A 12,264-nucleotide genomic window follows, 5' to 3' on the forward strand; every position below is an offset into this window, starting at 1 on the left:
GAAAGGGCCCAGGGCCAGCGAGGGCTACATCCTCGACTTTGAGAAGATCTACGAGAAGATTGCCGAAACCCTGGAGATGGGCGGCACTGGCGTGCTCATGCAGGGCGGCATCCACCCCGACTTGAAAATCGATTGGTTCGAGAGCCTCTTCACCGGCATTAAGCAGCGCTTCCCGCAGATCTGGCTGCACTGCCTGTCGGCGTCTGAGGTCCTGGCCATCGCCGAGTACTCCGAGCTCGATCTGCGCACCACCATCGCCCGTCTCCGCGACGCCGGCCTCGACTCCATCCCCGGCGGCGGCGCCGAGATCCTCGACGACGAAGTCCGCTACAAGATCGCGCGCCTCAAGTGCCTCACTCAGGATTGGGTCAACGTGCACCGCACCGCCCACCAGCTCGGCATGCGCACCACGGCGACCATGATGTTTGGCGTGGGCGAAAAGCTGGAGCACCGCGTCAACCACTTCAAGGTCGTGTACGACCTCCAGGAAGAGACCGGCGGCTTCACCGCCTTCATCCCCTGGACGTTCCAGCCGCACAATACCGCGCTCGGCGGCCGCCACTGGGACGAAGCCACCAGCGTCGAATATCTCAAGACGCTCGCCATCTCGCGCCTGTTCCTCTCCAACATCGAGAACATTCAGTCGAGCTGGGTCACGCAGGGTCTGAAGGTCTGCCAGCTCGGACTGCGTTTCGGCGGCAACGACGTGGGCTCGGTGATGCTGGAAGAGAACGTCGTCAAGGCGGCAGGCACCTCGAACTGCACTACCGAAGAGGAACTGCGCCGAATCATCCGGGGCGCGGGCTTCCGACCAGCCCAGCGGGATACGCTGTACCGGACGATGTTCCTGAATTGAGAATCGGGCAGCTAGCGAAGAGCAGCCGTCACCAGCTTTACCCTTCCTTTTTGCACCTTGAAAAACGTGAGGCCGTCCTTCGAAAGGCAGATGGCGTTGTTGCCCGTTTCGTCGGTGGGTTGAAATACTGCGGTCAATTGACCGGTCACCCGGTCAAATACTGAATACCTGTACATTAGCATGTTCTTTGAATCTGGCTTGGAGAAGAAGACGACAACCTTACCTTCCACCGCCGCGACATCGGAAGCGTGAAATCCAGGTTCCGGAGCCGCGAACAGAATCCGGCGCGGTGCACCTCCTGGTGGAAAAACGAGCACGTGGTCGGACTGCAACATGTAGATCGCTCCGTCTTCGCCTTCCGCGGCGGCGGCCTCGGGCGAGCGGCTCTCAATGTCGCGGAGTGCATCTTCCGCAATCTGCTCCAATGAGTTGCGTACGACGTTTCCGGCGGGGCCGAACTCCACCAAATCAGTCTTTCCTCGCATTTGTTCCGCTGCCCGATCGTCAAAGTATCCATGCACAAGGATGTGTTCGTTTCCCAAGGCTACAAAGTTCCGAGCCCGAAAGCCCGTGGCGGTATTCAGATGCAATCGCGACGGAGTACTGGAGCCCTTGCCGTAGGTGTAAACGTCGTAGCCACCACGGCGGAGTGCAACCATAAGTCTGAGGCTTCCATCTCGACTCACCCGAAATGCCGTGAACTCGCGGTCGTCGTTTTCCTCCGCCGGCTCGTAAAAACTGAACACGCCGTTGGGTTCGAGCTTGAGAATTACGGCAGCCCTCGGACGGCCAGTATGAAAGAAAAGGTTGCCGTCAGCATCACACTGCGCGTTGTCGGTAAATCCGAAGGCAGGGATGCCTATGTCACGCGTGGTCGACGCACGTAACGGTATCGGGTCTTGTCCGAGGGCGACTGTAGTGCACACCAGGAGCAACGTCAAAATGCGCGCCATCAACAGCCCCGTTTCTGTTATGGCAGCCGCAACGCGGGTTCGCGCAGCGAAATATTGGGAGGGGTCATCCGGTCGGCGGCACCGGACAGATCGCCGCATGTCGGAATAAAAGCAACCAGTTCCATGCCGCGACCGGTGCGAGTCTGTCGAGACGCCTTGGCGTAGCGTAGGGGCGTCGCCTTCGGCAGTTTGCCTTCGGGCCCGCATCCATTTTCGGCGCTGCCAACGTAACAGCTCTGATTCTCACCAACCTAGCACTGGGTACCGGGAAACAAATCCCTGCATTGTCCCGAGAATCCCGAGCACGCGAGCGTGTTCCATCGCGTTTGATCACAAGTGCACGTGGTCTGTCTCGAAACGACTTGTCCTGATGAACACACCGCAGCTGCTGATGTGGCGGCGAACACAGCAAATATCAGCGCGAACGCCCCTTTTGGCATGGACGACCTCCTATCGAAAATCCAGCACCGAAAAGCTACCCACTTTTCCAGCGATCCCGCAAGCGGCAGAATGCGTCATTTGCAGATCAGCTTAGGCGCTCTGAGACCTCGTCTCGGACGGCTTCCGCCCCGCCCAGCGCGACACCCTGTACCGGACAATGTTCCTGAATCGAAGGTACTGGCTTGAGCGCTCGCTACTTCAGCGAAGCCGTCATGATCTGGAGAGTTCCGTGCTGCACCTTCAAGAACTCTAGCCCATCGTTTGAAAAGCAAACGGCATTGTTGCCGGTTTCAACACTTGGCTGGTAAGTGCGGAGCACCGCCCCGCTCAGGGCGTCGAGCAGCGAATAACGGTACTGAATCAAACCACGATCGGGAGACCTGGAAAAAGACACCAGCAATTGCCCGCCGTTCACCGCGATGTTGGAGGCGCGAAACCCCGGCTCCGGCGCCTTCACCTGGATTCGACGGATGACCCGTCCCGTCTGCGAGACCACCGTTACCTGGGTATCTTGCAACAGGTAAATATCCCCCACCTCGCTCTCGGCCGCAGCAGCATCGGGTGATCGTCCAAGGACCTCCTTCAGTGCGCTTACTGGGCCTTGGTCCAACGATCGCCGGAGAAGCTGCCCGGAAGCGTCGAACTCGAACAACCCACTTTTTCCTGCTTCAACCGCACTCGGCGCCTCGCGAAAATAACCTTGCAGCAGGACGTGGCCATTTTGGAGCATTGCAAAATTTCTGGCTTCCAGCCCCTGCGGGACATCCAGGCGGATCCTTGTTGGCATGCTCGCGTCGCTGCCGAACTCAAACAGGAGCGGTTTACCCTCATGCGCGTTCACCAGCAACCACAACTTTCCTCGCCTGCTTACCCGGAATGCTACAAACCATGCACTGGCCTCCTGTTGGGGCAGCGAGTAGACGCTTGTGCCGCCCTTTCGATTCAGCCGAAGAATAAGAGGATCGTTGTAAACACGGGTAGCGTGGAAATAAAGATTTCCGGCCTCATCGCATTGAGCATTTCCGAAGCCTCCGAACCCCGGAACCCCTGCATTACGCACGTCCGTAATTGCTAGTGTTATAGGGGGCGGCGCTGATGGTTCTTGCGCAGCCCCCGCCGTGGCAATCGCCGCGGCAAGTACAGCGTAACCAATGCGAGGAAAACTGTTGGTTCGCATTACTGTAGGCTGACTCCCGCTTTGTCTTGAGGAATTCCGTCGGTCGATCCGCAGCTTGCCCAGGCGATTCTGTCGTCATAATCTGGTCGAAACGAAGCATTCTCGATACGCCGTTCCTTCTCAATTCGACGACCCTGCGGTAGGCAACGGTCGGCAGCCATCGAAACGTAACACGACAAGGGAGGGTCGCTGCCGCAATATGTGCCGGGAAAGTCGTAGTCGCAATTTCCAATTTCACCCTCACAGGCAGTCGCCGAGACCATCTGCCCTGTGCAGGAGCAAAGAGTTTGCGTGGTGACCCTGCGACCGCCACATGGAAAAGCAAAGGTTCCAACCAGCAGCAATCCCAGAAGCACAAAGACCTTCCGAAGCGTTTCGTCCTTTGCAGCTCAGAATTCGCGGCATTGTCCCCCCTTGGTAATACGACATGCAAGCGTCAAAGAGCGTCACAGCCGATGTCGTGGCGTCGAAGGGACACATCGACAAATTGCGACGCCCGAGGCAACGCCGTCACATCAGGTACAATCATTTTTTCTGACTCCGCCGCCGCCGGCGGCAATAGAGAGAGCTTGTCGTTGAACATGATGACGGTGATCCCAGCCATGGCCCTGATGGCGGCGGGCTCTCCGCGCGGCGTGGGCCATTACTTCCGCACGCACTTCCTCGACACGACCTTCAAGGGCCTCTACCAGCCAAATGGCTTCGACCTGGCGCTGCTGGTTCCCTACTTCGTCGTCCTCATCATTCTGGCGTTCTACGGGCTGCACCGCTACGTCCTCGTCTATCAGTACTACAAGTATCGGCGCAATCGCTCGCCGCAGCCGCTCGGGCAATTCGCTGACCTGCCGCGGATCACGGTGCAGCTGCCCGTTTTCAATGAGCAGTTCGTGGTTGACCGGCTCATCGAGTCGGTGTGCCGGCTGAATTATCCCCGCGAAAAGCTCGACATCCAGGTGCTCGACGACTCCACCGACGAGACCGTCACCGTCGCCCGCGGCGCCGTGGAGCGCTGGGCGGCGCTTGGCTTTGACATCAGCTACCACCACCGCGACAATCGCGGCGGCTTCAAGGCGGGCGCGCTCCAGGAAGGCATGCAGTCGGCCAAGGGCGGGCTGATCGCCATCTTCGACGCCGACTTCACGCCTCCGGAAGACTTCCTGCTGCGCACCGTGCACTACTTCACCGACCCAACGGTCGGCATGGTGCAAACCCGCTGGACGCACATCAATCGCCACTACTCGTTCCTGACGGAAGTCGAGTCCATCCTGCTCGACGGCCACTTCGTCCTCGAGCACGGAGCGCGCTCGCGCCGCGGCGTCTTTTTCAACTTCAACGGCACGGCCGGCATCTGGCGCCGCGCCGCCATCGAAGACGCCGGCGGCTGGCAGCACGACACGCTCACCGAAGACACCGACCTCTCCTACCGTGCGCAGCTTCGCGGCTGGCGCTTCCGCTACCTGCAGGACGTGGAGTGCCCGGCCGAGGTTCCGGTCGAGATGACTGCCTTCAAGACGCAGCAGGCGCGCTGGGCCAAGGGCCTGATCCAGACGTCGCTGAAGATTCTGCCGTCGGTCCTGCGCAGCAACGTGCCGCGCAAGGTGAAGGTCGAAGCCTGGTACCACCTCACGGCCAACATCAGCTATCCGCTCATGATCGCGCTGAGCGTGCTGCTGTTGCCCGCCATGATCATTCGCTTTTACCAGGGCTGGTTCCAGATGCTCTACATCGATCTGCCCCTGTTCCTGGCCTCGACCTGCTCGATTTCCAGCTTCTATCTGGTCTCACAGAAAGAGCTCTACCCGAAGACGTGGAAGCGCACGTTCCTCTACCTGCCGTTCCTGATGGCGCTCGGCATCGGGCTCACCATCACGAATTCGAAGGCGGTGATCGAGGCGCTGCTCGGCATCCGCTCGCCGTTCGCGCGCACGCCCAAGTATCGCGTCGAGTCGCGCAAGGACAGCGCCGCCCGCGCCCGCAAGTACCGCCGCCGCCTCGGCTGGGTTCCCTGGATCGAGATCGCCATCGGCGCCTACTTCGCCACGACCGTCTACTACGCAGTGGTCAACGAGAACTACTTCACCGTGCCCTTCCTCGGACTGTTCGTGCTGGGCTACTGGTACACCGGCCTGATGTCGCTGCTCCAGGGCCGCTTCGAGCGCCTCTCGCTCACCGCCACCGAGCCGCACAGCAAACCCTACGCCGTCGGGGTCTAAAAGTCGCCGGCCTTCGGTCGTCGGCGAAGGGGCTGGGACTGACACGAACGAAGCCCCACGACGCTGTTCTCTCTTGAGAGTGTCACCAGGTTGCGCGCGATGGTGAACAGCCACGAGCTGAAGGCCGTCTTGCCGTCGTACTGGTGCGCTTCCTCGATCACGCGCGTCCAAGTGTCCGGGAAGTGGTCGTCGGCCGCGGCGCGATGGCTACCGCGCCGTCCAGTCCTCAGCAACCCCGCCCCGAATGCTAGAATCTCGCTTTTTCCCACGAGGTATGACCTTGCGCAAAATCATCGCTGCCCTGTTGCTTGTCTGCTCCGTTTCCGCCGCCGCCCTCGAGCGTCAATCGAATGACGACTACCGCGCGCGTCGCCAGAAACTCGGCGCGCTCGCCAAAGGCGGCGCCGTGCTGCTGTTCGCCTCCACCGAGGCTTCGGCGGGCGACGCCATCAGCGGCTTCCGCCAGAACAATAATTTCTACTACCTCACCGGCAATCCCGAGCCTGGCGGCGCGGTGCTGGTGGTGGGCGCGCGTGAAGCGGCCGACGACAAGCCCGCGCGCGAGTACTCCGAAGTTTTGTTTCTCCCGGCGCGCAACATGGTGCAGGAGAAATGGACCGGCCCCAAGCTCGGGCCCGACAGCCCCGAGGCCAGGCAGGTCACCGGCTTCGACCGCGTGGCCTCCCTGGAGACATTGCCGCGCGTCCTCGCCGAACTCGGCCCGACCAGGATCTACGCTGACGTGCCTCGCTGGAACGGCACGTCGCCTGACGCGCAGGGCATCGAGGGCCTCGCGCGCCTGAACGCCATTTCCGGCCAGGTCGCCGACGCCAAGCCGCTGCTGGCGCAGTTACGCATGGTGAAAGATGCAGGCGAGCTCGCGCTTATCCGCAAAGCGACCGACGCTTCCGTTGCCGCGCACCTGGCCGCCATGCACGCCATGAAGCCTGGCATCAACGAGCGCGAAATCTCCGCGCTCATGCAGTACGAGTTCTTACGCCGCGGCTGCGAGCGCTCCGCCTACGCGCCCATTGTGGGCTCCGGCTTCTACTCCACCGTGCTGCACTACTCCGCCGACGACAAGACCGTGGCCGACGGCGACGTGGCCGTGCTCGACGTGGGCGGCGAATATGGCATGTACGCCACCGACATCACGCGCACCCTGCCCGCCAACGGCCGCTTCACCGACCGCCAGCGCGAGATCTACAACATCGTGCTTGGGGCGCAGCAGGCCGCCATCCACGCCTTCGTCGCCGGCAAGTCGATGCTGCGCGGCGACGGCCCCGACTCGCTCAACAAAGTCGCCAGGGACTACATCAACACTCACGGCAAGGACTTGCACGGCGAGCCGCTGGGCAAGTACTTCATCCATGGCCTCGGCCACTTCGTCGGACTCGAAGTTCACGATCCCGGCGAGAACGTTCCGCTCACCGCCGGCATGGTCTTCACGCTCGAGCCCGGCATCTACATTCCCGAGGAAAAGCTCGGCGTGCGCATCGAAGACACGTTCATGGTCGCTGCCGACGGCTCGCTCGTTTCGCTCAGCGCCAAGCTCCCCAGAACGGCCGAAGACGTGGAGCGCGAGATGAAGAAGCGTTGAACACCGCGCCATCGGGGCGGGTCATTGGGTCCTGACAGCTCGACTCTCGTGACCCGGCCCAATGAACAATAGACCGATGACCCGGTGTTCATTGGCTCTGTTATCCTGTGAGGCTGCATGCTGGTCTTCTATATCGCGCTGGTGGTGTCAGTGCTGGCGCTGGTGTGGGCAGGAATCGCGATCTTCCTCAGGGTGCGCCGGCACATGAGTGAGTCCGCCGGCAACGGGGCTTCGCGGAACCGCACCAAGACCGGCAGCCGAGACGAACAGCCATGAGCAAAGCCACTTCACAAGTCCAGCCGCTCGCCCGCCCGCTTGTTCCGGCGTTCGTGCGCGAAATCACGCTGATTGTCAGCGCCAGTCTTTTTGTCGCGCTTTGTGCGCGCCTCACCCTTCCGCTGCCCTTCACGCCCGTGCCGCTCACGCTGCAGAACTTCGGCGTGCTGCTGGTGGGCATGATGCTGGGCGCCCGTCGCGGATTCGCGGCCCTGGTTCTCTACCTCGCCGAAGGCACGCTCGGAATGCCCGTATTCAATCCCACCGGACCGGGCGGCCTCGCACAACTTCTCGGCCCCACCGGCGGATATCTGATCGCCTATCCGCTGGTCGCTGCCATTGCAGGATTTTTCGCTGACCGCGGACGCAAGTGGCTCACGCCATCGCTCGCCCCGGCATTTTTCGCCGAGCTCTGCCTGGGCGCCGTGCTTGCGGAAGCCTTGCTCTTCGCCGCAGGCGTGGGCTGGCTGGTGCTGATTTCTCGCCAGCCGCTGCTCAACGTGGCGCGCTTGGCCCTCTACCCGTTCCTCTTCGCTGAAGTCATCAAGATCATGGCCGCCGCAGGGTTGGTGTCGCGTCCGGGCGTGGCGCGCCTGCTACGGAGCTGATCGTGGCTGCCAATTCCGACTCCGCCGTCCTCACCTCGGCCGCCGACGTGCGCGACATCACCGTCGCGCACAGCCCCGATTCCGACGACGCGTTCATGTTCTACGGGCTGGCGACCAACAAGGTCCGCCGCGCCGGCCTGCGCTTCACCCACGTCCTTTGCGACATCCAGACGCTCAACCAGCGCGCCATGGGCGACGCTCCCTACGACCTCACCGCCATCTCCTTCCATGCCTATCCGTATGTGCAGGAGAAGTACGCGCTGCTCACCGTGGGCGCCAGCGTGGGCGAAGGCTACGGGCCCATGGTGGTTTCGCCGCGCGCCCTCACCCAAAGCGAGATCAGGCGCAAAACCATCGCTGTCCCCGGCACGCTCACTACGGCCTACCTGGCGCTGAAGCTGTTCGCGCCCGAGGTGCAGACCGAAGTCGTTCCCTTCGACCAGATCATTCCGCGGGTGCTGGCCGGCAAATACGAAGCCGGACTCATCATCCACGAAGGCCAGCTCACCTTCGCCAAGAGCGGGCTGCACCGGGTGCTTGACCTGGGTGACTGGTGGCGCCGCGAAACCGGCCTGCCGCTGCCACTGGGCGGCAACGCCATCCGCCGCGAGCTGGGGGCGGAGCTGATCGCAAACATCGCTTCGGCGCTGCGCGAGAGCATCGAGTACGGGCTGTCGCACCGCGAGCCAGCGCTCGCCTACGCCATGCAGTTCGCCCGCGACCTCGATCCGCAGCTCGCCGATAAGTTCGTGGGCATGTATGTCAACGAGCGCACGCTGGATTACGGCCCTGACGGCCGCGAAGCCGTCCGCCGCCTGCTCGAGATGGGACACGCCGCCGGCATCATCCCGCACGAGATCAAGCTGGAGTTTGTGGGGTAAGAGAACTTCCACCACACAGACACAGAGTCACAGAGAAAAAGTCACTCATTCTTTTCCGAGAAAGGGACGGGAGAGCACGTGATGAACGTTCTGCCGTCTTTCTCTGCGTCTCTGTGGTAAGTGTTATCGCCCCGCTCCCGCCGAGTAGTGCTTTCCGATGATCACGCCGATCTCCACCGCCGCATCGGCATCGAGCCCGTCAAACTCGAACCCTACACCCTCGGCCACGCGATAGCGCGCCACCACGCGCAGGGGCCGCTGAATGCCCTCGCGTTCATCCACGACGACCAGATCGTAGAGCTGCCCGAGGCGAAAGTCTTTCTGCGTGTCTACCAGGAGACCGCCTCGCCCAATCACCGCCACAGGCCCGAGCACTTCCTTCTCCGCGGTAGTTGCGACTACTTTGGCCGAGGGTGGCAGCGCCACCCGTTCAAACTTCCGGCGCTCGTGCACGCAGCCCTCCCCGTCGAGCTGACTTGCGGGAACTATGCAGAATCCACGGCACTACTACCAGCAAAAAGGTACCACCTTCACAAGGCCAAAATACGCCAAATCGCGTCGCCCCCGGGACTTCTACTGTATCGGTTCGGGAAACGAGAATATCGGGTCAATATCCACCGGCACTCCGGTGACGCCGGCCAGCGACTTCTTCAGTTCATCCGGCATCTTGTCGTAACGAGCCAACAGCGCTTCTCCGCGTTGCCGGTCGCCAGTCGCCTCGATCTCCAGCAGCTCTTTGGCGAGCGCCGCGATGGCTGCCGGCATCCGCTGATAATCAACCCGGTAGCGGCCCGAGACGCTGCGTGTGATCGCCTTCTGCTCCGCGAGGAAATTGAACTCCATCATCTCGGCGCGGCCATGCGCCTCAGCCACGCCGAAGCGCATGGTGCGAAACATGCCCGCGACATACGACGCGTAGTACTCCGGCAGGCGCTCTTTCGGCAGCGCACCCTTGTCCACGAGCCACTTCAAACCGAACATGCCCACGGTGTCAGCCTTGGCCTCTTCCAGCCCGCTGTAGGCCGGCCCAACCGCCTCGCGGATGTCCACCTGCTGGCCGTTGCGGCGGGCAAACGCCGGTCCCAGGCCGTGGCAGATCTCGTGCATCACGGTCGATGCCATGTAGCCTTCGCCCGAGGCCTGCGCCGCCTGCTCCGGTTCCATCAGCTTGCGCGCGATCGGCAGGATCACCACGTTCACGCGCGCATCCATGAAGTTCTTGAAGAACAGCTTTTTCGATCCCTTTTCCTGGTGGATGCGCGGATCGTTGGGCAGATTGTCGGCCACCGGCTGGTATCCATGGCGCAAGTCGCCGGAGCGGAACGGCGTGTCCATCACCTCCATGGGCGTGAGGTGTTTCTGCTTGCTCGGACGGTCCTCGGGCGGAAGCGGCAGCGCCTCCTGGATGTCAGGCACGTACTTCTGGTAAAGCGCCAGCTTCTGGCTCTCCTCGCGGTTGCGGATCATCACCGCGCCGCCGTAGCTGGTCTTCACGCCAAGCAGGCCGTCGAGATAGGTCTCGTAGGGCGCATAAATAATGTCGAACTTCGGATCGTTCAGCTCCAGCCAGGCGATATCGCTCGGGTAGTAGTCGTCGGTGAGCAGCGCGTCGGCGCGCAGCGTGAGGAAGCGCGCGAACGCCGGATCGTCGCTCAGCGCCGCGGCCTCCTTCAGCAGCCTGGCGGCGGGAAGAAGGAACTCGCGGTAGGCCACGCGGTACGGGATCGCGTCGAGTTCGCCGCCGTTGCGACGCACCACCGTGCGTTCATCGTAGATGGCCTTCTTCTTCTCCGGATGAGCGGCCACGTACTTCTCGATCTCTTCGCGCGTGATGCCCTCGGGATAGAATCCGCGGCCCGGCGAGAGCGATTCCGTGCCCACGAACGGCCGCTCCTCTTCCAGCAGATCGAAGCGGCTTCCGTTGATGCGCAGCATGCGCGCGATCTTCTGGTCCCGCGGGTTCCTGCTGTTCATCAGGCGCCTGAGCAGCGCCAGCGCTTCAGAATCCGACTGCCGCCAGTAGATGTAATCAATGTAGTGGTTCGCCTCCACCAGCTTGTCCACCAGTTGCCGCTCGCGCGCGCTCAGGCCAGCGCCGTTGAACGGCATCCGGTAGGGCTGCCACTTGGCAAGCTGCTGGTCCAGGTCCGCCGCGGGCTTCAGACTCTGCGCGCCGCGCGCCGTGCCCGTACGCGCCATTCGCGCGGCCGGCGCCGGTTGCGTCTTTTTTTTGACAGCTTGCGCCGATGCTCGGTTGGCGGCGGTAAGACAAAGGGAGAAAACCAGGCAGGCACTCAGAAGGGTTCGCATGTAGGCCGAAAAATCTTATCACTCCGGATCGCCCGACCGGCCCCTCACTCGATCACCCGATGGTCTGGTGGCCTGCGTGTCCCTTCGTGTCTTTGTGTTTCCGCTTTAGATCTTGACCCTGTTCGCCAGTGCGTCCGATCACCCGCTCAACCGATTTATGATGGTGAGGTGCCCGACCCGCAAATCCTCCTGATCGACGCCGACGACACGCTCTGGGAGAACAACATCTACTTCGAGCGCGCCATCGCCGAGTTCATCTCGTTCCTGAACCACCGCGAGCTTTCGCCGCCCGAGGTCCGCGAGGTGCTGAACCAGGCCGAGCGCGATTCGATCGTCACCCACGGATACGGCCTGCACAGCTTTGCCCACTCGCTCGTGCAGACGTTTGAGCGCCTTTCGGTCGAACCGCTCACGCCGGCGCTGCACGAGACCATTCACGGCTTCGCCCATGCCATCGCCGAGCATCCCATCGAGATCATCGAGGGCGTGCCGGAGACGCTCCAGTACCTCGCCGGACGGCATCGGCTGCTGCTGGTGACCAAGGGCGTGATCACCGAGCAATCGGGCAAAGTCGAGCGCTCGGGCCTGAAGGAATACTTCACCGCCGTGGAGATCGTGGCGGAAAAGAATCCCGACGCCTACCGCTCCCTGGTCAGCAAGTACGCCCTTGCCCCCGGCGTGACCTGGATGGTGGGCAACAGCCCGCGTTCCGACATCAATCCTGCGCTCAGCGCCGGCCTGAACGCCGTCTTCGTGCCCCACGACCAGACCTGGGTGCTGGAGCACGAAGAAGTGGGCGTGCCCAGCGCCGCCGGAAAGCTGCTCCAGGTGCAGCGTTTCGCCGATCTGCAGGTCCACTTCTAGCACTCAGCATTCAGCACTCAGCCCCTGCACGCCCTCGCCTGGCAACCACCCTTTGCCGGGCTCAATCGTGTGAGGGCTGAATGCT

General features: G+C 62.3%; 13 protein-coding genes. 7 read left to right on the top strand and 6 right to left on the bottom strand.

What is annotated here, in order from left to right; all coding sequences use genetic code 11:
- Nucleotides 1-856: CofH family radical SAM protein (locus VFA60_10115; GenBank protein ID HZQ92134.1), on the top strand; the 856-nt coding region annotated here is incomplete at its 5' end.
- 11 nt (nt 857-867) lie between these two features.
- Here VFA60_10115 and VFA60_10120 read toward each other — a convergent pair.
- The 3 genes from VFA60_10120 to VFA60_10130 form a co-directional block, all read right to left on the bottom strand.
- A complete protein-coding gene (locus VFA60_10120) occupies nt 868-1,809 on the bottom strand; it encodes a hypothetical protein (GenBank protein ID HZQ92135.1) in 942 nt (313 codons plus the stop codon).
- Nucleotides 1,810-2,443: 634 nt separating this feature from the next.
- The gene (locus VFA60_10125; GenBank protein HZQ92136.1) at nt 2,444-3,427 is read right to left on the bottom strand and encodes a hypothetical protein; all 984 of its coding nucleotides are present in this window, start codon (nt 3,425-3,427) and stop codon (nt 2,444-2,446) included.
- A 436-nt stretch (nt 3,428-3,863) separates the two neighbouring features.
- Nucleotides 3,864-4,031: a hypothetical protein gene (locus VFA60_10130; protein HZQ92137.1), complete on the bottom strand. Its 168-nt coding sequence runs from the start codon at nt 4,029-4,031 to the stop codon at nt 3,864-3,866.
- On the opposite strand from VFA60_10130, the gene VFA60_10135 reads away from it, so the two are divergent.
- Nucleotides 4,030-5,640 carry a cellulose synthase family protein gene (locus VFA60_10135; protein HZQ92138.1) on the top strand — a complete coding sequence of 537 codons (1,611 nt, stop codon included), beginning with the start codon at nt 4,030-4,032 and terminating at the stop codon, nt 5,638-5,640. The genes VFA60_10130 and VFA60_10135 overlap by 2 nt on opposite strands.
- Here the strand turns inward: VFA60_10135 and VFA60_10140 are convergent.
- The gene (locus VFA60_10140; protein HZQ92139.1) at nt 5,637-5,873 is read right to left on the bottom strand and encodes a sigma factor; all 237 of its coding nucleotides are present in this window, start codon (nt 5,871-5,873) and stop codon (nt 5,637-5,639) included. The two genes, VFA60_10135 and VFA60_10140, sit on opposite strands and share 4 nt — an antisense overlap.
- A 41-nt stretch (nt 5,874-5,914) precedes the next feature.
- On the opposite strand from VFA60_10140, the gene VFA60_10145 reads away from it, so the two are divergent.
- The 4 genes from VFA60_10145 to VFA60_10160 all read left to right on the top strand — a co-directional run bounded on the left by VFA60_10145 (nt 5,915) and on the right by VFA60_10160 (nt 9,005).
- Nucleotides 5,915-7,240, top strand: coding sequence for a Xaa-Pro peptidase family protein (locus VFA60_10145; GenBank protein HZQ92140.1), 1,326 nt, complete (start codon nt 5,915-5,917; stop codon nt 7,238-7,240).
- Nucleotides 7,241-7,357: 117 nt separating this feature from the next.
- On the top strand, nt 7,358-7,516 hold the full coding sequence (locus VFA60_10150) for a hypothetical protein (protein ID HZQ92141.1): 159 nt from the start codon (nt 7,358-7,360) through the stop codon (nt 7,514-7,516).
- Complete coding sequence (locus tag VFA60_10155; GenBank protein HZQ92142.1) at nt 7,513-8,124, top strand: biotin transporter BioY; 612 nt, start codon at nt 7,513-7,515, stop codon at nt 8,122-8,124. Before VFA60_10150 ends, VFA60_10155 begins: the two co-directional genes overlap by 4 nt.
- 2 nt (nt 8,125-8,126) lie before the next feature.
- Entirely contained in the window at nt 8,127-9,005 is an 879-nt protein-coding gene (locus tag VFA60_10160; GenBank protein ID HZQ92143.1) for an MqnA/MqnD/SBP family protein, read from the top strand.
- Between the two features lie 123 nt (nt 9,006-9,128).
- Here VFA60_10160 and VFA60_10165 read toward each other — a convergent pair whose 3' ends face one another.
- Both VFA60_10165 and VFA60_10170 read right to left on the bottom strand, forming a co-directional pair.
- Entirely contained in the window at nt 9,129-9,458 is a 330-nt protein-coding gene (locus VFA60_10165) for a PilZ domain-containing protein (protein HZQ92144.1), read from the bottom strand.
- A gap of 120 nt (nt 9,459-9,578) precedes the next feature.
- On the bottom strand, nt 9,579-11,204 hold the full coding sequence (locus VFA60_10170; GenBank protein ID HZQ92145.1) for a Zn-dependent hydrolase: 1,626 nt from the start codon (nt 11,202-11,204) through the stop codon (nt 9,579-9,581).
- 279 nt (nt 11,205-11,483) lie between these two features.
- Between VFA60_10170 and VFA60_10175 the strand changes: the two genes are divergently transcribed.
- Nucleotides 11,484-12,179 (top strand): HAD family hydrolase, encoded by a 696-nt coding sequence (locus tag VFA60_10175; GenBank protein ID HZQ92146.1) that lies wholly within the window; start codon nt 11,484-11,486, stop codon nt 12,177-12,179.
- Nucleotides 12,180-12,264: the final 85 nt, after the last annotated feature.

It is taken from the genome of Terriglobales bacterium, from assembly GCA_035651995.1.
In the GTDB taxonomy this organism is placed as follows: Bacteria; Acidobacteriota; Terriglobia; order Terriglobales; family Acidobacteriaceae; genus DASRER01.

Excerpts from the sequence above, each read along its gene's own strand:
- VFA60_10120 (HZQ92135.1), bottom strand. The coding sequence starts at position 1,809 with ATGGCGCGCATTTTGACGTTGCTCCTGGTGTGCACTACAGTCGCCCTC.
- VFA60_10125 (HZQ92136.1), bottom strand. The coding sequence starts at position 3,427 with ATGCGAACCAACAGTTTTCCTCGCATTGGTTACGCTGTACTTGCCGCG.
- VFA60_10135 (HZQ92138.1), top strand. The coding sequence starts at position 4,030 with ATGGCCCTGATGGCGGCGGGCTCTCCGCGCGGCGTGGGCCATTACTTC.
- VFA60_10130 (HZQ92137.1), bottom strand. The coding sequence starts at position 4,031 with ATGGCTGGGATCACCGTCATCATGTTCAACGACAAGCTCTCTCTATTG.
- VFA60_10145 (HZQ92140.1), top strand. The coding sequence starts at position 5,915 with ATGACCTTGCGCAAAATCATCGCTGCCCTGTTGCTTGTCTGCTCCGTT.
- VFA60_10150 (HZQ92141.1), top strand. The coding sequence starts at position 7,358 with ATGCTGGTCTTCTATATCGCGCTGGTGGTGTCAGTGCTGGCGCTGGTG.
- VFA60_10155 (HZQ92142.1), top strand. The coding sequence starts at position 7,513 with ATGAGCAAAGCCACTTCACAAGTCCAGCCGCTCGCCCGCCCGCTTGTT.
- VFA60_10170 (HZQ92145.1), bottom strand. The coding sequence starts at position 11,204 with ATGGCGCGTACGGGCACGGCGCGCGGCGCGCAGAGTCTGAAGCCCGCG.